The sequence below is a fragment of the Streptomyces sp. NPDC002104 genome, from assembly GCF_053593795.1.
Window position 1 is genome coordinate 104,860 of the sequence record NZ_JBSFDF010000007.1, and the last position, 18,552, is coordinate 123,411.

Genomic DNA, 18,552 nt, shown 5'->3' on the forward strand with positions numbered 1-18,552 from the left:
GAATCCTGCCACCCGAGCCCGCCGGGCGGAAAACAGGCCCGCAGGGCGGGACCGTCCGGCCCGGGCCGATGGTCACCCGGCCCGCTGTCCGCTTCCTCCCCGCGCGGGGAGCTTGTGCGCGGCCGTAACCTGTATGGGCCAATGACGTCCCTTACGGAGGGCACCTTGCCCAGTCCCTACCGCGCGATCTTCGCCGCCCCCGGGAGCCGGGGATTCAGCGCGGCCGGCCTCATCGGCCGGCTGCCGCTCTCCATGGTCGGCATCGGCATCCTGACGATGATCTCCGAGCTCACCGGCCGCTACTCGCTGGCCGGCGCGCTCACCGCCACCCTCGCGCTGTCCGCCGCCGCGATCGGTCCGCAGGTCTCGCGTCTGGTCGACCAGTACGGCCAGCGCCGCATCCTGCGCCCGGCGAGCCTGCTCGCGGCCGTGGCCATCTCCGGGCTGCTGCTGTGCGCGGCCAACCACACGCCCGACTGGACGCTGTTCCTGTTCACGGCGCTCGCCGGCTGCGTGCCGAGCGTGGGCTCGATGATCCGCGCCCGGTGGACGGCCATCTACCGGGACTCGCCGCGCGAGCTGCACACGGCGTACTCCCTCGAATCCGTCCTGGACGAGGTCTGCTTCATCTTCGGGCCGATCCTCGCCATCGGGCTCTCCACCACCTGGTTCCCCGAGGCGGGCCCGCTGGTCGCCGGGGTCTGCCTGCTGGTGGGCGTGTGGTGGCTCACCGCGCAGCGCGCCACCGAGCCGGCCCCGCACCCCCGCGGCGAGGACTCCGACCGGACCTCGGCCCTGCGCTCCCCCGGACTCCAGGTGCTGATGGGCACCTTCGTGGCCACCGGGGCCATCTTCGGCTCCATCGACGTGGTCACGCTGGCCTTCGCCGAGGAGCAGGGGCACAAGTCCTGGGCCAGCTTCATCCTCGCCATCTGGGCGGTCGGCTCCTGCCTCGCCGGCATCGTCTTCGGCCTGCTGCACCTCAAGGGCAAGGCCGAACGCAGGTGGGTGCTGGGCATATGTGCGATGGCCGTGAGTATGATCCCCCTCCTACTGGCCGGGAACCTTCCGTTTCTGGCCGTGGCGCTCTTCGTCTCGGGCCTCGCCATCGCTCCCACGATGATCACCACGATGGCCCTGATCGAGGCGCACGTACCACGCGCGAAGCTGACCGAGGGCATGACCTGGATCAGCACCGGCCTCGCGGTCGGGGTCGCGCTCGGCTCCTCCGTGGCCGGCTGGGTCATCGACGCCGCCGGCGCGAGGACCGGGTACGTCGTCTCCATCTCGGCGGGGACCGCCGCGGCGGCGGTTGCGTTCGCGGGTTATCGCCGGCTGACGAGGCCGGCGCAAGGGGAGGAGCCTTCCAACGATGGCGACGACGGGGACAGCAGGCAGCAGCGGGACACGGACCGCCGCGTGGCATAACTGGGCGGGCAACGTCAGCGCCACGCCCGCGCGCGTGGTCACCCCGGCATCGGTCGGGGAGCTCCAGGAGGCGGTCCGCCGGGCCGCCGGCGACGGGCTGAAGGTGAAGGCGGTCGGCACCGGCCACTCCTTCACCGCGGCCGCCGCGACCGACGGCGTACTGATCCGCCCCCAGTCGCTGGCCGGGATCCAGGCGATCGACCGGGCCGCGGGCACCGTCACCGTGGCGGCGGGCACGGTCCTCAAAGACCTCAACCTGGCCCTCGCCAAGGAGGGCCTGTCGCTCACCAACATGGGCGACATCATGGAGCAGACCGTCTCGGGCGCCACCAGCACCGGCACCCACGGAACCGGCCGCGACTCGGCCTCCATCGCCGCCCAGATCCGCGGTCTGGAGCTGGTCACGGCGAACGGCGAGCTGCTGGCGTGCTCCGAGAAGGAGAATCCGGAGGTCTTCGCGGCGGCCCGGCTCGGCATCGGGGCGCTCGGCGTGGTCACCTCCCTCACCTTCGCCGTGGAACCGCTCTTCTTCCTGACCGCCCGTGAGGAGCCGATGGGCTTCGACCGGGTGACGGCCGAGTTCGACCAGCACCACGCGGAGAACGAGCACTTCGAGTTCTACTGGTTCCCGCACACCGGGAACTGCAACACCAAGCGCAACAACCGCAGCCAGGGCCCGGCCGCCCCGCCCGGAGCGGTCTCCGCCTGGGTCGAGGACGAGCTGCTGTCCAACGGCCTCTTCCAGGCCGTCAACTCCTTCGGCCGCGCCGTCCCGGCGTCCATCCCCTCCATCGCCCGGATCGCGAGCCGCGCCCTGTCGGCGCGCACCTACACGGACATCCCGTACAAGGTGTTCACCAGCCCGCGCCGGGTGCGCTTCGTGGAGATGGAGTACGCCCTTCCGCGCGAGCGCGTCGTCGAGGCGCTCCGGGAGCTGAAGGCCATGGTGGACCGCTCAGCCCTGCGGATCAGCTTCCCGGTGGAGGTGCGCACGGCTCCGGCGGACGACATCACCCTGTCGACGGCCTCGGGCCGCGAGAGCGCGTACATCGCGGTGCACATGTACAGGGGCACCCCGTACCAGGCCTACTTCACGGCGGCCGAGCGGATCTTCACCGAGCACGGCGGGCGGCCGCACTGGGGCAAGGTGCACACGCGGGACGCGGAGTACTTCGCCGGGGTGTACCCGCGCTTCGGGGAGTTCACCGCGCTCCGGGACCGGCTGGACCCGGACCGGGTCTTCGGCAACGACTACCTGCGGCGGGTCCTGGGGGACTGAGGGGGCCTCAGGGGGCGGGCGAATCCGGCCCGGAGCCGGCGCCGGAGCCGGAGCCGGGACTCGGGGTCGCCTTGCCGCCCTCGGTCTTCGGGCTGGGGCTCGGCGACGCGTCGGGGGACGGGGACGGGGAGGCGTCCGGGGACGGCGAGGACTTCGGGGACGGGGAGTGGGAGGGCGCGGGGCTCCGGCCGGAATCGGGGCTCGGGCTCCCCTTCGGGTCCGAGGGGCTCGGGGAGTTCCCGGGGGCCGGGGACTTCCCGCTCTTCCCGCCCTTCTCGCCCTTCTCGCCCTTCTCGCCGCCGTCCTTACCGGTGCCGGTCCCGGGGGCCGGCTTGCTGTCGGCCGCGTTCCGGGCCGTGCCGCCCCACGTGGTGGTGCCCCCGCTGCTGACCGCGTTCCCGGAGATCGCCTCGTAGGCCGCGATGCCGCCGATCGACACGGCGAAGACCACGGCCGATGCCACGGCCGTGCGCTTCCAGCCCCGCACCCGGGTGCCGTGGACGGTGGCCTCGCCGAAGTCCTCGTCCGCCGGCGGCCCGCCGACGGGGACGGTGCCCAGCAGCATGGTGCCGTCCGGAGCCCGCCCGCCGGAGGAGGGCCTCGGCCCGTACACCGGGACCTGACGGGCCTTCGGCCGGGCCGTCTCGCGGAGCTGGTCGCCGGTGCGGCGGAAGAAGTGCTGGATGACGGGTCCGCCCGCGGTGGCCACCACGCTGACGATGCCGGCGCCGATGATGGTCCCGTAGAGGCCCATCCCCGACGCGAGCACGGCCGCCGCGACCGTGGCGAGGGAGGAACCCGCGACCTGAGCCACACTCAGATCGAGCTTCTTCTTCTCCTTCTCCTGCTCCGGTCCCGCGTCCAGCAGCGTCTTGTGACCCATCGCCATCCTCTGCGTGTCCTGCCCCTCGCGCTCCAACGCCTTCTCCTGTTACTGACACGTCAGCGAAACGGATAGTTCCGTTTCCGGAGATTCTGTGAAGCAGGACACCCGAAATCGGGCGGGTGCGCAGGTCCGGCCGGATGGGGGCCCGATCCAGGGCAGCCCAACTCCCGCCGTCCGGGACAAGTTCGGCGGCGCGGCGGTCCACCCAGGTGGCCCGAATGGAGTACTGTGGCGAGCCCTGGGGCCGTCCTTCCTTTCGGATGTCCGGACTCGGGAGAGGGGGCCGGCTGATGGAAAAACGGCACTCGAGACCGGCGATGCCGCGGTATTGCACGGGATCCTGCTGCGCACAGTAATCGTTCGGTCACTGTGCGTGCCCAACAGGTAACCGTGCCATAACAGCGATCAAGGGCGCATGCCCGACACGCCGGTTTAACTCGGCAAGGTAGTGGCAGGCTGCACCCGGGCAGGCCACACTCGACTAGCGGAAGCAGCGACGCACGTGACGTCGGCAGGCACCACCCGGGAGGTCCCCATGCCCGAACTGCGTGTCGTGGCCGTCTCCAATGACGGCACACGACTGGTGCTCAAGGCTGCGGACAGCACGGAGTACACGCTTCCGATCGACGAGCGTCTCCGGGCTGCCGTGCGCAACGACCGTGCGCGCCTGAACCAGATCGAGATCGAGGTGGAGAGCCACCTCCGCCCCCGCGACATCCAGGCCCGCATACGAGCCGGTGCCTCCGCGGAGGAGGTCGCCCAGATGGCCGGCATCCCCGTCGACCGGGTACGCCGCTTCGAGGGCCCCGTACTCGCCGAGCGCGCGTTCATGGCCGAGCGGGCCCGCAAGACCCCCGTGCGCCGGCCCGGCGAGAACACCGGACCGCAGCTCGGTGAGGCCGTCTCCGAACGGCTCTCGCTGCGCGGGGCCGAGAAGGAATCCGTCCAGTGGGACTCCTGGCGCCGCGACGACGGCACCTGGGAGGTCCTGCTGGTCTACCGGGTCGCGGGCGAACCGCACTCGGCGAGCTGGACGTACGACCCGCCGCGCCGGCTGGTCGTGGCCGTGGACGACGAGGCCCGCTCGCTGATCGGCGAGTCCGACGACCTGCCGGCGACCCCGGAGCCGAGCTTCCCGTTCGTGCCGAGGATCGCGCGGCTCCCGCGCGACCGGCCGCTGGACCGGGCGCTCGACCGCCAGATGGAACGGCCCACCGCGCCCCCTCCCCCGCCGGAGCCGGAACCCGAGGAAGAGCGGGACACGCTGACGGCCCTGCTGGAGGCGGTCCCGAGCTTCCGCGGCGACCTGGTGGTCCCGGAGCCGGTGAGCGAACCGGAGGCGGAGGAGCCGCCCGCCGCTTCGGCCTCGGTCGGCGCGGGTTCCGCGTACGCGGACGTCCTGATGCCGCGCACCGTGGCGGGACACCGGGACCGGCTGACGGGAACCACCGACCGGCAGGCGGAGGCCGACGGCGTGCGGCCGGGCCGCCGCGCGGCGGTGCCGAGCTGGGACGAGATCGTCTTCGGCACCCGGCGCAAGAAGCAGGAGTAGCGGCCCGTTCCCCGGCGGCGGACACCCTCGCCGGGGAACGGGCCCCTTCCGGTCGGCCGCCTTCCGGTCGGCCGCCTTCGGGTCGGCCGCCTTCGGGTCGGCCGCCTTCCGGTCGGCCCTTTCCGGCTAGCCCGGCTGTTCGCCGACCGCCACCTCGCGGGTGGGGTCCGCGGACCATTCCGACCAGCTGCCCGCGTACAGCGCCGCCGGGATGCCCGCCGCCGCCAGCGCCAGGACCTCGTGGGCCCCCGAGACGCCCGAGCCGCAGTAGACCCCGACCGGGGTGCCGGTGTCGGCGTGCACGCCGAGGCCTTCGAAGCGGGCCCGCAGGGCCTCGCGGTCCAGGAACAGGCCGTCGGAGCCCGTGTTCTCCGTGGTCGGCGCCGACAGCGCACCCGGGATGTGGCCCCCGACCGGGTCGATCGGTTCGACCTCGCCGCGGTAGCGTTCGCCCGCGCGTGCGTCCAGCAGCACACCCGTCCGGGCCAGCGCCGCCGCCGCGTCCGCGTCCAGCAGCCCGATGGCGCCCGGATTTGGCTTGAAATCACCCTCGCTCACAGGAGTGACCTCGGCCGACAGCGGGCCCCCGGCGGCCTTCCACGCGGCCAGTCCCCCGTCCAGGACCCGCACCCGCGCGTGACCCGTCCAGCGCAACAGCCACCACGCGCGTGCCGCCGCCCAGCCCAGTCCGCCGTCGTACACGACCACGGGGACGTCCGAGGAGACGCCGGCCCGCCGCATCACCGCCCCGAACTCCTCGGGATCGGGCAGCGGGTGCCGGCCGCCGGAGCCCGCCGGGCCTGCCAGTTCCGCGTCGAGGTCCACGTAGGCCGCGTCCGGGAGGTGTCCGGCCTCGTACTCGGGCCGCAGGTTGGGGCCGCCGAGCTGCCAGCGGACGTCGAGGAGCACCGGCGGCAGCGGGCCGGCCAGCTCCTCCCTCAGGGCGGCGGCGGAGACGAGCGGGGAACGGGGCGGGTTCGCAGTCATGCGGGCCATTTTGCTCCCCGCCGCGCACCCCGCGTAACAGGGCGGACATCGACGGGCCGCACCGATTCGGACATCTCTCCCCGCTCCCCCGAAACCCGGCCGGTCGGGGCGCGCCGGGCGTCCTGGAGTGGAAGCATCAGCTCCGGGAAGGGTCACGAGCGTGACGACGGAGGAGACGGCTGACATGACCGAGGCATCGGAAGCAACGCGGCGCACGCCCGGCACGCCGTGCTGGGCGAGCCTGATGGTGCACGGCCTCGGGACCACCGAGGAGTTCTACGCCGACCTGTTCGGCTGGGAGTACGAGCCCGGCCCCGAGCAGCTCGGCCCGTACGTCCGGGCCATGCTCGGCGGCCGGGAGGTGGCCGGCATCGGCGAGCTGCCGCCGGACCGGCAGCTCCCGGTGGCCTGGACCACGTACCTCGCCACGGACGACGCCGACGCGACGGCCGAGTCCATCCGATCCTGCGGCGGCACGGTGGCCGTGGGCCCGCTCGACGCCGGAGTCGCGGGACGGGTGGCGATCTGCTCGGACCCACTGGGCGCGATCTTCGGGCTCTGGCAGGCGGACGCCCACCTCGGGACCCGGCTGGCCGGAGGGCCCGGGACCCCGGTGTGGCACGAGCTGGTCACGCAGGACACCTCGACGGTCGGGAAGTTCTACCAGCATGTCTTCGGCCACGAGACCCACGCGCACGCCGGCGCCGCCGATGGCGCCGACGACTTCGACTACCTGACGCTGTCCCTGCAGGGCCGGCCGGTGGCGGCCGTGCACGGGGTCGGCCGCTCCCTGCCCCACGACCGGGGGCCGCACTGGATGACGTACTTCGAGGTGGAGGACACCGACGCGGCCGCCGCCCGGGTGCTGCGGCTCGGCGGCGGGATCGTCCAGCCGCCGCGCGACGGCCTGAGCGGCCGGCTGGCCGTGGTCACGGACCCGGAGGGCGCGGTGTTCACGCTCGTGCGCGGCAGGGGCTGACCGGACCGGCCGGGCCCTACCGGGTCCGTGCCCCGCGGGGGGAGGCCCCGTGTGCGGGCCTGGTGGTGACCATCGGCGCCGCGACCGCCGCCGCGAGCAGGACCGCGCCGAAGGCCCACCACAGGGCCCCCTCGTAGCCGGAGGCCACGAGGGGCGGGATGCCGAGGGTTTCGCCCGCCTGCTGGGCCGCGAGCGCGGCGGCCGACAGGACCCCGGCCCCCCGCAGGGCCGTGGCGGCGGTCGCGGTGGCCAGGAGCGGGCCGAGTGCCGTGCCGGTGCCGAGGCCGGTGAGGACCGGGGGCATCGCGCGGGCCACGTAGGAGTTGTTGTCGCCGGTGCGGAGCAGCAGGAGCAGGCCGGCGGCCACGAGGACCAGGCCCGCGGCGCTCAGCACTCCGGGGGCGGCGCGGTGGACCAGCCGGGCGGACACCTGGGTGGAGCCGACGAACATCGCGGCGACCATCGGGAGGAGCAGGAGTCCCGCCTGGACGGGGCTGTCCCCGAAGTCGTACACCAGGTGGTACGTCAGGTACGTGGACAGGATCAGGGTGCCGGCGCCGGCCAGGAGCAGGGCCAGGGCGGAGCCCGCCCGGTCGCGGACCGTGGGACCGGAGCGGTCGGACGACCGGCCGGCCGCCCGGAGCATCCGCCACAGGTACGTGCCGGTCAGCACGGCTCCGACGGTGAGCAGGAGCAGGTTCAGGAGGCTGAGCGCGGCGGACTGCCCGACCCCGAAGAGCCCGTAGAGCAGCAGCCCCAGTCCGCCGGATCCGAGCAGGGTGCCGGGCAGGTCGAGACGGGCGCCGGGGTGCGCGGCGTCGGCGGGCAGGGCCGCCGTGAGGAACAGGCCGGCCACGGCGAAGGGCACGAGGGCGAACAGGCAGGCGCGCCAGTCGAGGTGCTGCACGAGGGGGCCGACCAGGAGCAGTCCGAGGGCCGGGCCGGCGCTCGTGAGCGCGGCGTAGATCCCGAAGGCCGTACCGCGCTTCCTCGGGTCGGTGTGGCCGGTGGCGAGCAGGGACAGCGTCGCCGGGGCCAGCAGGGCCGCGAAGGCTCCCTGGAGGGCGCGGGCCGCGATCAGCAGGACCGGTGCCGGGGCCAGCGCCCCGCATACGGATGCCACTGCGAAGCCGCCCAGGCCGATGAACAGGACCCGCTTGCGTCCGACGAGGTCCGCGAGGTGCCCGCCGAGCGGTAGCAGGGCGCCGAAGGCGACCCAGTAGAGGCTGAGCAGCAGGTTCAGTCGTTCGGGAGCGGCGCCCATTTCGTGCTGGACGGCCGGGGCCGTCAGTTCGGAGAGCGAAGCCACGAGCGCCAGCATCAGCTGGAGGAGGCAGACCAGCGCGAGGGTCCGTCGCGGCCGGGGCGCCGGCACCGCGGGACGGCGGGCGGGCTCCGCCGCTCCGGGAGCCGGGTCGGTAGCTCCCGGAGCCGGGCCGAACCCGGCTGCGCCGGCCGTGTGCCCCGCGGCCGTCGGGGCGTACGCGGGTGGCAGGGGGTGGGAACGGGGCGCGGGCACCCGGGGGTCCGGTCGACCCGCGGCGGGCTCCTCCCGGGGCGTGGGGGCGAAGTCGAGCAATTGGGCTGCGTGACGGCCCAGTTGGGCCAGGACCGCGCCCGGCAGCCATTCACCGGCCTGGTCGGCGGCCGTGCGTTCGGCCACCTGCGCGGGGGTGGGCCGCCGGGCCGGGTCCTTGTGCAGGCAGTCGCGTACGAGGTCGGCCAGTGGCTCCGGCACGCCCGTCAGGTCCGCCTCCTCCTCGGCGACACGGAAGAGGTGGGCGTTCAGGCCGGTGTCCGCGGCGCCGAAGAGGAGCCGCCCGGTGGCGGCGTAGACGAGGACGGCTCCGAGGCAGAACACGTCGCTGGCGGGGGTGAGTTCGAGGCCGCGGACCTGCTCAGGCGACATGAATCCGGCCGAGCCGATCAGCATGCCGGTGTGGGTGAGCAGGCTGTCCCCGGCGAGGCTGTCCATGGCGCGGGCGATGCCGAAGTCGATGACGCGCGGGCCGTCGACGGTGACGAGCACGTTGGAGGGCTTGAGGTCACGGTGGATCAGGCCCGCCTCGTGCACGGCCCGCAGGGCGAGTGCGAGCCGGTTGGCGAGGGTGCGCACGGAGTGCTCGGGCAGGGGCCCGAAGTCCTTGGCGACCACGGCGTGCAGGTCGGGCCCCGGAATGTACTGGGTCGCCACCCAGGGCACGGCGGCCTCGGGGTCGGCGTCGAGGACGGCAGCGGTCCAGCTCCCGCCCACCCGGCGCGCGGCGGCCACTTCCCGGGCGAAGCGCCTGCGGAACTCCGGGTTCCCGGCGTACTCGGCCTGCACGACCTTCACGGCGACGGTGCGCCCGCCCTCGGAGCGGCCCAGGTAGACCAGCCCCATACCGCCGGCGCCCAGCCGGGCGATCAGACGGTACGGGCCGATACGGGCCGGGTCTTCGACGATCAGCTGATCCACGCGCCGAGGATAGTGCAACTATCCAACAGGCGGGGCCACATCGGCGCAATGGGCGGACGGCCGCGCCCCGTCAGTCCTCGGCGCTGGGGCTGCGCTCTCCGTGCGTCCGGAGGGGATCGGCGTCGCTGCGGAAGCGGCGGGCCCAGCGGCGGCCGCTCCGGTAGCCACGGCGGAGCCGACGCCGATCAGGGAGAAGGTCCGGTTGCCGGCGGGGGATCAGTTGTGCGGGGCCCTTCCGCTGACCCGGTGGTCGGCGTGGCTGAGGGCTTCCAGGACGAGGCGGCGCAGATGCCCGTCGCGCAGGCTGTAGTGGATGCGCCGGCCCTCACGGCGGGTTTCCACGAGGCCCGCCAGCCGCAGTTTCGCCAGGTGCTGGCTCACCGCGGTCCTCGACGCGTCGCAGCGCTCGGCGAGCGACCCGACGTCCGACTCCTCCCGGGCGAGCAGCCACAGGAGGTGGAGCCGGGTGACGTCCGAGAGCATGGCGAAGACCTCGGTCGCCTCGGCGAGGCGCGCCCTGTCGGGGTCCCGCAGGTGCGCATCCGGTGCAGGTGGCTGAGGTTCGCGAGCAGGCATACCCCCCAGGGTAGGTCCGCCCGGGGCGGCTCGGGGCGGGGGCGGGGGCCGGAACCTCTCCGACATGTGCGCAGATGCGCACGTGTGGATATGATGAAGGTCCCGGCCCCGCCCTTGGCCCCGCCAGCGGCCCCGGCCCCAGCCCCGGTCCCGGAGGAGGAACCGCATGCCGAGCGTGCTGCGCGACCGCACGTACCGCCGCCTGTTCGGCGCGCAGGTCATCGCCCTGACCGGCACGGGCCTGGCCACCGTGGCCCTCGGCCTGCTCGCGTACGACCTCGCGGGCGCCGGCGCGGGTTCGGTGCTCGGCACCGCGCTCGCGATCAAGATGGCGGCGTACGTCGTCATCGCCCCGGTGATCGCCGCGGTGGCCGACCGGCTGCCGCGCCGGGCCCTGCTGGCCGGCTCGGACCTGATCCGGGCAGGGATCGCGCTCTTCCTGCCGTTCGTGAGCGAGGTGTGGCAGGTCTACGTCCTGATCTTCCTGCTGCAGACCGCCTCGGCCGCCTTCACTCCCGCCTTCCAGGCCCTGATCCCCGACGTCCTGCCCGAGGAGCGCGACTACACCCGGGCCCTGTCCCTGTCCCGGCTCGCCTACGACCTGGAGAGCCTCTTCAGCCCCGCGCTCGCGGCCGTACTGCTGTCGGTGATCACCTACGACCGGCTGTTCCTCGGCACGGCCGCCGGCTTCCTCGCCTCGTCCGCGCTCGTGGTGTCCGCCGTCCTGCCCCGGCGGGCGCGGGCCTCGGCCCCGTCCGGCGCGGGCGCCTACGCCAAGGCCACCGAGGGTGCGCGCCTGTTCTTCCGCACCCCGCAGCTGCGGTCCCTGCTGGCCATGAACCTCGCGGTCGCGGCCGCCGGAGCCGTGGTCACGGTCAACTCCGTCGTGTACGTACGGGAGTTCCTGGGGCTGTCCGCCGAGTCCGTCGCCCTCGCGCTCGGTGCCTACGGAGCCGGCTCCATGGCCGTGGCCCTGGCCCTGCCGCGGATCCTGGAGAACCGCCCGGACCGGCGGGTGATGCTGACCGGCGTCCTGCTGCTCCCGCTCGCCTTCGGCGCCCTCGGTGTCATCACCTCGGCGCAGGCCGGCGGCTGGCGCTGGCCCGCGCTGCTGGGCACGTGGGCCGGGTTCGGGGCGGCGTGCTCGATGGTGCTCACGCCCGCCGGCCGGGTGCTGCGGCGCGCCGCCCCCGAGGGGGACCGCGCCGCGGTGTTCGCCGCCCAGTTCTCCCTGTCGCACGCCGCCTGGCTGCTGACGTACCCGCTCGCGGGCTGGGTCGGCGCGAAGGCCGGACTCGGGTGGGCGACGGCGGCCCTGGGCGCGATCGCGCTCGCCGCGGCGGTGCTCGCGGCCCGCCTGTGGCCGGAGCCGGTGACGCACCGGGGCCACGTACACGTACACGAGCACGAGCACCGCGGGCTGGCTCCCGGGCATCCGCACCTGCGCGGGGCGCGCCGGGCCGGGGCGGGATGGCGGCACAGCCACCACCACTTCACGGACGACCTGCACGCCGCCCGCGGCTGAGCCGGCGGCGGCCCGTGCGCCGGGGCGGCCCATCGCGTGCGGCCCGTACGCCCGGCCCGTGCGTCCTCGCCCGTACGCCCGGCCCGTACGCCCTCGCCCGTACGCCCTCCACTCCGCGCGGATTCACCCGAATGGCGGCGCTCAAATGTCCCCGCGCCCCGCCGCCACGGACGCTGGGCGCAGCGCAGGACCCCCGGCGTCCCGCCCGACGAAGGAGCCTCCCGTGGCACAGGCAACGCCCCCCAGCAGGGCCCCCAACAGCGGATACACCTCCGACGTACCGAACCCGTGGGCGGCGAGCGGCACCGTGTTCGCCGCCGTGCTGATGCTCGTGGAAGGCGTACTCGGCATCCTGAAGGGAATCGTCGGCATCGCCAACGACGACGTCTACGCGTCCGTCGGCGACTACACCTTCAAGTTCGACGTCACGGCGTGGGGCTGGATCCACCTCGTGCTGGGCATCGTGCTCGTGGTCGTCGGTGCGGGCATCCTCAAGGGCGCGGCCTGGGCCAAGGCCACGGGTGTGGTGATCGTCGCGCTGGACATCATCCTCAACTTCCTGTGGCTGCCCTACACGCCGCTCTGGGGACTCATCTCGATCGCCATCGGCGTCTTCATCATCTGGGCCCTGTGCACGGACAGGTCCTCGTCCCGCTCCACCACCTCCTGAACGGCGCTCCGGGCGTCCTTCCCCCTCCGCGCACCGGCCGGCGGCCGGCGTGGTGGACGGGAAGGACGCCCCCGGCGCGTTCGTACCGCGCCGTACGCACGCCCTCAGGGCCCGGGCGCCGTGACGGGTACGGCCGCGGTCAGCACGGCGCCCTCACCGGGTGACGACTCGATGGTCAGGGTCCCGCCGAGCTGGTGCATCCGGGCCCGCATCGCCGGGACGCCGTGTCCGCGCAGGCCGGACGGGGCCTCGGGGAGGGCGTCGGGGTCGAACCCCCGCCCGTTGTCCGCGACATCGAGGACGACCTGGTCGTCGAGCCGCGTCAGGGTGAGCCCGGCGGCGGTCGCTCCGGAGTGCTCCCGCACGTTGGCCAGTGCCCCCTGGGCGATGCGCAGCAGCGCGGACTCCACGCGTTCGGGCAGCGGGGCGATGTGCCCGCCCGCATCGATGTGGACGCGCACCGTGAGTCCGGCGCCGGACTCCCGTGCGGCGAGGGCGTGCAGGGCTGCGTCGAGGCCACCGCCGTGGGCGAGGTCGGCGGGGGCGAGGTCGTGCACGAAGCGGCGGGCCTCCGCGAGGTTCAGCTCCGCGATGGACGCGGCGGAGCGGACGTGGCTACGGGCCTTGGCCGGGTCGGTGTCCCAGGTCCGGTCGGCGGCCTGGAGCAGCATCCGCTGGCTGGACAGTCCCTGGGCGAGCGTGTCGTGGATCTCCATCGACAGCCGTTCGCGTTCGGCGAGGGTGCCCGCGCGGCGCTCGGTGGCGGCCAGTTCGCGGCGGGTGCGGACGAGGTCGCCGATGAGGGCGTGCTGGCGGGCCGCTTGGCGCTGCATGTGGAGGAAGACGGCGGTGGTGAGCACGGCGACGGCGGCGGGTCCGATCACCAGGTCGAGGTTGAAGCGGGGGGCCAGGGTCAGCTGCGCGAAGATCACGAGGAGCGTGAGGAACGCGACGAGGACGTACGCCGCGACGGGCGGCAGGGTGCGCAGCACGGAGTAGAAGAGCGGGACCGCGACCCACGCGAAGCTGGGCGCAAGCAGGACGAGGACGGCCCAGACGGTGACGACCATGCCCAGCCAGAGGAGCCGGGAGGCCGCAGGCCGGGGCACGCGGCCGAGAGCCGGGGGCGCACTGGCCGCCCCGGAGGGGCCGCCGAGCACGTAGAGGACGGCGAGCAGGACGGCGAGGGCGATCACCCAGGGGGCGCGGGCTTCCTCGGTGTGCCGCTGGACGAAACGGATCATCGACGTGCCGATCAGCACGAAGAACGTGACGCGTATGACGAGCGCGAGCCGCCGGTCGTCCGAATCACTCCCGGCGGGAGCGCAGTTGCCGACAGGACGGGAAGGACCGGAAGGGCCGGAAGGACGACTGAGGTCGGGCCGCACGTGCGCCTCCTGGCATGGGGTTCCCCGGATCGGACAAACCATCACATTGTTGCCGAGTGGGGTGGATGCCGAGGCATCCCCATCCGATGGCCCGCGTGTCACCCCGATCCCACCCGCCGCATGCACCGGCCCGTTGCCGGTCCTCGTGCCGGCGGGCTCCGCGTCCGCCAGGCCGTCGACCACCGGCGTGAGCGGGCGACGGGTGGCGGGACGGGGCGGGAAGAACGACCGAGGCGGGAGGACAGCTCGCCCTCCCCCGCATGGTCGTCACGGGTGAAGATCACGCCCTGGCGCCCGCGGGCATCGCGGTTGTGGGCGGTCTGGAGCGCCAGGGCGCTCCTACTTGACCAACCTCCATCGCCGGTCCGGTCCGACGGCCCACCTCGTCGTGGGTGAAGGTCGGCGTGCGGCCGTCGGCCGTCTCGGAGCACAGCCGTCCGGCCAGGTCCCGCGACCGTATGACCTCTGCTTCCGGGTCGGGTACGGCCACCGCGTCTCAGCTCCCGCTTCGGCCGGTTTCCTGGTTCCGGAAGGCGTCCCGGGCGGCACGCACCGCGGCCTCGAGCCCGGCGTCGTCGAGGTCCCCGGGCTCGGCGAACGCGGGATCGACTTCGTAGTCCTCGAGGATCACGAACACCTGGTCGAAGAGGGTGCCGAGCACCCCCTGGAGCCGTTCGCCGTTCTTCTGGGACGCACGACGGGCTTCCCACCAGCCGGCTGCGAAGTCGCTTGCCGCGCAGGTCCCTTCGGCGAACGCGTCGAGCAGCGCCAGCTGCCGGGCCGCAGCGCTCTGCGGGTCGACGTCCTCGGGCCGGGACCATGCCCGGTGCACGGGCCCGTACGCGGCTGCCACGGTCGGCAGCGCGGGGTTGGCGGTGCGCCAGGGCGCGGGCGTGACGGCCGAAGCGCGCGCGTGCCGTGTCGACCCCTTCCCCGACCGCCGCCGCCATGAACACGGCCGTTCCCGCGATCAGCGCGTAGCCCGGTCCGGGGAAGAGGACAGCCCCTTGCAGGCCGGGCGCGCACAGCAGGAACGGCGGGTGGACGTCCATGCCCTCCGTACCCGTGGCCGACCGGGACCGCGTACCGGCGATCGCGCCGGAGGCGTCGGCGAGGTCGGTGGCGAGGTGAGTGGCGAGGACGTACGGGGATCCGACCGCACGGCAGCCGGCCGCGATCCGGCGGCCCAGCTCCGCGTCGAGCCGGGTGCCCGCGGGCACCGGGGTCACCGATTTACCGCGGAGCCAGGACGGGGCGAAGGTGCCGTCCCGGCCGAGCACGGCCCGCACGTCCGGTGCGCCGTCGCGTTCCGAGTCCTCGAACTCCGAACCGGTCACCACAAAAACCCTTTGTCGATGATTCCCTGGAACTGTTTGTCGCCCAGCTTCCAGGCCGACCAGAACGTACCATCGGCGTGCAGCATCACCATCTGCCGCGGTCGATCTCATCCTGGCGGTCATCGGCCGTAAGGATGCGCTCGGTCTGGGCCAGGGGGACGTCGCCGCGGTGGTCCCAGGTGAGGGCGACCGTGTGCGGGGCGTCCGGCTGACTGCTGGTCTGTTCGCACAGCGTCATGCCGTCCCAGGTGAACCGCACTTCCTCCGCCACGCTCTCGCCGTCGGCCCCCAGGCGCTGTTTCGCGGTGCGGCGGCCGAGCGGGTCGTAGCGGTACCTCCACCGTGTCCCGTCGGAGGTGGTCACAGAGGCGCCCGGTCATCTGCTCGCCGACCGGCTCGGGGGAGCCGGTACCGGAACAAAGGCCTACCACAGCCTGGAGAACCCCGCGGCCGACGTCAGAACCGGCGTGTAGTCCGGCGTGCAGCACAGACCCCGAACAGCAAGTGAGGATCGCATGACCCGCACCACACCGCCCCGCCCGGTCGACGCCGAGGCCCAGTTCCCCGCCCTCGGCGACTACCGCCGCACCAGCACGCGCCTCCACCCGCGCCCCGGCTCGCCGAAGGCCGACGACAGCTCGGTGGCCGGCCCGCTCCTGTGGCCCGCCGGCGAACCGTGGCCCGTGTGCACCGCCGTCCATCCCAAGGGCAGCGGGCATCGTCTGTCGGACGTGCGCCTCCAGCGGCAGATCCTCGACGAGGCATGGCACCGTCATCCCGGGTCGGGCCCCACCGATGCGGAACGTGCTGTCTTGGACACCCTCCGGCCAGGACCGCACGCCCCGCAGATCGCGGACGCCGACCCGATTCCGCTGCTCGCCGCCGCGCAGCTGTTCGCCCGCGACATCCCCGATCTGACCGGACCGGACGGTTGTGACCTGCTCCAGGTCCTCTGGTGTCCTTTCGAAGTGCACGGCCCCGACCGGACCATTGAGGTCGTGCTGAAGTGGCGGCGCTCCCAGGACGTGGGCGAGGTCCTCGATGTGATCCCTGAACCCGTAGTGGTGGGGAGGGCCGAATGCGTCCCGAACCCGTGCGTGCTCCACCCCGAACAAGTCGTGGAGCACGAGTACGAGGGTCTGCTGGACGAGGGCCTTCAGGAGGCCATCGAAATGTGGGAGGTGGGAGACGAAGAAGAGGACGGTGACGCCTTCGACTCCTCCGGCTCCTCCGGCTTCGACACGTACGAGGAGTACGAGGCTGCCATGGCCGCCGCGCGCGCGGACGAGGACGATGAGGTGACCTACCGGGGTGATCTGTCCATCGCGCCCGGGTGGAAGGTAGGCGGCTTCGCCGCGTGGCACCTCACCGACCCGGCCCACATCGACTGCGGAGTCTGCGGAGCACCCATGCCTCCGTTGCTCACGGTGGCCGTCAGTGAAGGGGACGGGGCCTCGGAGAGCTGGATCCCGCTGGAGGACCAAGACTCCCTACCGGACAGCCGTATCAGCGACCCCACTGGCGTCTACCTCGGCCGCGGCCTCATGCGCGTCCACACCTGCCCCACCACCCCGACGCATCCGCATCGGCTCAGCTTCCAGTAGGAGACGCGTGCCGCCCGGCGGTCAGGCGTGGTTGACCGGGAGGACGTCCGGGGAGAGGGCGCCCGCGTGGGCCGAGGCGCTCGTCATCTGCTTGCGGTGGTGGCGGCACAGGACCTCGTAGCCGATCTCCTCCGCCGGGCGGTTCACGTCGCCGACCACCACCTGGGCGCCTTCCACCACCGTCTCGCCGCCCACCGTGCGGGCGTTGTGCGTGGCATAGCCGCGTCGCCGCAGGCGCTGCCCATCGTGGCCGAGCAGCTGCTGCCCCGTGCGGCGGCCCACCGCGTCGAAGGTTTGGGAGAGCGAGGATCCGCCGCCCAGGGAACGTGACACGGTCCGGCCGGCGGCATCACGGACGAAGGTGACCGTTCGGCCCGCCGTGGTGAGGCGGGTCCGGCGGCCGGCCGCGTCGTACGTCCACTCGGTCTGCTCCCCCACGGGGGTGGTCCGGCCCGTCCGACGACCCACCTCATCGTGGGTGAATCTCAGCGTGCGGCCGTCGACCGTCTCGGAGTGCAGCCGTCGGGCGCGGTCCCGCAACCGTATGACCTCTGCATCCGGACCGACGATCCGGGCGGGCTTGCCCGTAACGTCGTACTCGTAGGTCGTCACCGCTCCGGCGGCCTCCTTGCGGAGGATCTGGCCCAGCTCGTTGTACGCGTAGGTGATCCGTTCGCCGGTGGCCGTGGTGCGGGACGTGAGGCGACCCGCCGGATCGTAGGTGTAGCCGGTGCGCCGGGCGTCGAAATCCCTCTCCCCGGCCGAGCGGCCCGCCTGGTCGTACGTGTACGACCAGGTCAGGCCCTGTGGGTTGGTGACGTCCGTGAGCCGCAGCTCTGCGTCGTGGGTGAAGGTGTACCGCACTCCGTCCGGACCGGTGCGGGCGGTGAGCAGGTCGAAGTCCCCGTACTCGGAGAGGGTCACACCGCCTGCGGCATCGGTGAACCGGACGCAGTTGCCCTCGCCGTCGTACATCCACGACTCCGAACCGCCGTCCGGGGCCGTACGGAGCAGCATCCGGCCCTCCACGCTCCACTCCATGCGGACGGTGTGGCCCAATGGATCCGTCACTGCGGTGGTGCGGCCGAAGGCGTCGTGCTCCCAGCGGGTGGTGTTGCCCAGAGGGTCCACGGTTTCGACGAGGAGACCTGCCGCATTGCAGCGGACCGCCGTCTTGTTGCCCAGTGCGTCGGTCACCGAGGCGATGTGCCCGCGCGCGTCGTGGGCGAAGCGCGTGGTGCTGCCCGAGGGGCCCGTCACCGAGGTGCGGTTTCCCCGCTCGTCGTAGGTCTGCCGGACCACGGTGCCGTCGGCGTTCACGATCCGCACGGGCCGCCCGAGGCTGTTGTACTCCGCCGTCGACCTGCGGCCGTCCGCTCCCCCTACGGACGTGACCCGGCCCGCCTCATCGTACGAGAGGCTGGTCCGGCGGCCCCCCGGGTCACACGGGACGGTCCTCGAAACGGTGCACGACGATCCAGTAGTCGTCGTCCTCCTCGGTGAGGGCGCACAGCCGTCGGCCGTCCGGGGACATCGCGATGACCATGGAGCCGGCCCCGGGTACGAGGGCGGCGGAGAGCGCCGTGTGCGAGGTGCGGCGCACCCGGACCCAGTCGCGATCGGCCCCCCGGACCAGGAAGCAGCCCTCGCCATCGATGACGGCAGCGGTCCGCGCGTGCTCCAGCCACAGCCGGTCGGCCTCCGCCAGCGCCCCCGGCCCTGAGCGCGCCACGGTGGCCTGCGGGGCCACCTCGACGTTGACGACGGCCTTGAAGGCCCGCGCGTACGAGGGCAGCCCCTCGGCGACGCCCTGCGCCACGACCTCCAGCCCGGCCTTCGCCAGCTGCGGCGCCGGCGCGCTTCCGCTCTGTTCGTCTGTCATC

The 18,552-nt window shown here is 73.4% G+C and carries 15 protein-coding genes and 2 pseudogenes; 7 read left to right on the forward strand and 10 right to left on the reverse strand.

The annotated features are described in order from the left end of the window. The first annotated feature begins 165 nt into the window (after window positions 1-165). Both ACWCP2_RS08930 and ACWCP2_RS08935 read left to right on the forward strand, forming a co-directional pair. Entirely contained in the window at window positions 166-1,428 is a 1,263-nt protein-coding gene (locus ACWCP2_RS08930) for an MFS transporter (protein WP_450907894.1), read from the forward strand. Then, entirely contained in the window at window positions 1,373-2,707 is a 1,335-nt protein-coding gene (locus tag ACWCP2_RS08935; protein ID WP_450907895.1) for a D-arabinono-1,4-lactone oxidase, read from the forward strand. The genes ACWCP2_RS08930 and ACWCP2_RS08935 overlap by 56 nt, the downstream gene beginning before the upstream one ends. Before the next feature lie 7 nt (window positions 2,708-2,714). Here ACWCP2_RS08935 and ACWCP2_RS08940 read toward each other — a convergent pair whose 3' ends face one another. After that, window positions 2,715-3,590 (reverse strand): hypothetical protein, encoded by an 876-nt coding sequence (locus tag ACWCP2_RS08940; RefSeq protein ID WP_450907896.1) that lies wholly within the window; start codon window positions 3,588-3,590, stop codon window positions 2,715-2,717. A 538-nt stretch (window positions 3,591-4,128) separates the two neighbouring features. On the opposite strand from ACWCP2_RS08940, the gene sepH reads away from it, so the two are divergent. Beyond that, the gene (sepH, locus tag ACWCP2_RS08945; protein WP_450907897.1) at window positions 4,129-5,145 is read left to right on the forward strand and encodes a septation protein SepH; all 1,017 of its coding nucleotides are present in this window, start codon (window positions 4,129-4,131) and stop codon (window positions 5,143-5,145) included. Between the two features lie 126 nt (window positions 5,146-5,271). Here the strand turns inward: sepH and ACWCP2_RS08950 are convergent, their stop codons facing one another. Next, complete coding sequence (locus ACWCP2_RS08950) at window positions 5,272-6,132, reverse strand: sulfurtransferase (RefSeq protein ID WP_450907898.1); 861 nt, start codon at window positions 6,130-6,132, stop codon at window positions 5,272-5,274. A gap of 184 nt (window positions 6,133-6,316) precedes the next feature. Here ACWCP2_RS08950 and ACWCP2_RS08955 point away from each other — a divergent pair, with 184 nt between their 5' ends. Continuing rightward, window positions 6,317-7,111 (forward strand): VOC family protein, encoded by a 795-nt coding sequence (locus ACWCP2_RS08955; protein ID WP_450907899.1) that lies wholly within the window; start codon window positions 6,317-6,319, stop codon window positions 7,109-7,111. 16 nt (window positions 7,112-7,127) lie between these two features. On the opposite strand, the gene ACWCP2_RS08960 is transcribed toward ACWCP2_RS08955, so the two are convergent. Together ACWCP2_RS08960 and ACWCP2_RS08965 are read right to left on the reverse strand one after the other, a co-directional pair. Further along, window positions 7,128-9,569 carry an MFS transporter gene (locus ACWCP2_RS08960; protein WP_450907900.1) on the reverse strand — a complete coding sequence of 814 codons (2,442 nt, stop codon included), beginning with the start codon at window positions 9,567-9,569 and terminating at the stop codon, window positions 7,128-7,130. 216 nt (window positions 9,570-9,785) lie between these two features. Next, window positions 9,786-10,145 (reverse strand): ArsR/SmtB family transcription factor, encoded by a 360-nt coding sequence (locus ACWCP2_RS08965; protein ID WP_450907901.1) that lies wholly within the window; start codon window positions 10,143-10,145, stop codon window positions 9,786-9,788. 166 nt (window positions 10,146-10,311) lie between these two features. Between ACWCP2_RS08965 and ACWCP2_RS08970 the strand changes: the two genes are divergently transcribed. Further along, window positions 10,312-11,670, forward strand: a complete 1,359-nt coding sequence (locus ACWCP2_RS08970) for an MFS transporter (RefSeq protein WP_450907902.1) — start codon at window positions 10,312-10,314, stop codon at window positions 11,668-11,670. A 223-nt stretch (window positions 11,671-11,893) separates the two neighbouring features. Next, window positions 11,894-12,340, forward strand: a complete 447-nt coding sequence (locus ACWCP2_RS08975) for a DUF7144 family membrane protein (RefSeq protein WP_450907903.1) — start codon at window positions 11,894-11,896, stop codon at window positions 12,338-12,340. 104 nt (window positions 12,341-12,444) lie between these two features. On the opposite strand, the gene ACWCP2_RS08980 is transcribed toward ACWCP2_RS08975, so the two are convergent. The 4 genes and pseudogenes from ACWCP2_RS08980 to ACWCP2_RS08995 form a co-directional block, all read right to left on the reverse strand. Further along, entirely contained in the window at window positions 12,445-13,770 is a 1,326-nt protein-coding gene (locus ACWCP2_RS08980) for a sensor histidine kinase (protein ID WP_450907904.1), read from the reverse strand. 185 nt (window positions 13,771-13,955) lie between these two features. Next, window positions 13,956-14,060: pseudogene (locus ACWCP2_RS08985) on the reverse strand (thymidine kinase); the annotation flags it as partial. Between the two features lie 164 nt (window positions 14,061-14,224). Then, window positions 14,225-14,581 (reverse strand): hypothetical protein, encoded by a 357-nt coding sequence (locus ACWCP2_RS08990; protein WP_450907905.1) that lies wholly within the window; start codon window positions 14,579-14,581, stop codon window positions 14,225-14,227. A 581-nt stretch (window positions 14,582-15,162) separates the two neighbouring features. Further along, window positions 15,163-15,432: pseudogene (locus ACWCP2_RS08995) on the reverse strand (hypothetical protein); the annotation flags it as partial. A gap of 148 nt (window positions 15,433-15,580) precedes the next feature. Here ACWCP2_RS08995 and ACWCP2_RS09000 point away from each other — a divergent pair. Continuing rightward, complete coding sequence (locus ACWCP2_RS09000) at window positions 15,581-16,669, forward strand: hypothetical protein (protein ID WP_450907906.1); 1,089 nt, start codon at window positions 15,581-15,583, stop codon at window positions 16,667-16,669. A 21-nt stretch (window positions 16,670-16,690) separates the two neighbouring features. Here ACWCP2_RS09000 and ACWCP2_RS09005 read toward each other — a convergent pair whose 3' ends face one another. Both ACWCP2_RS09005 and ACWCP2_RS09010 read right to left on the reverse strand, forming a co-directional pair. Next, the gene (locus tag ACWCP2_RS09005; RefSeq protein ID WP_450907907.1) at window positions 16,691-17,998 is read right to left on the reverse strand and encodes a hypothetical protein; all 1,308 of its coding nucleotides are present in this window, start codon (window positions 17,996-17,998) and stop codon (window positions 16,691-16,693) included. Window positions 17,999-18,110: 112 nt separating this feature from the next. Beyond that, a complete protein-coding gene (locus ACWCP2_RS09010) occupies window positions 18,111-18,551 on the reverse strand; it encodes a hypothetical protein (protein ID WP_450907908.1) in 441 nt (146 codons plus the stop codon). Window position 18,552 lies beyond the last annotated feature (1 nt).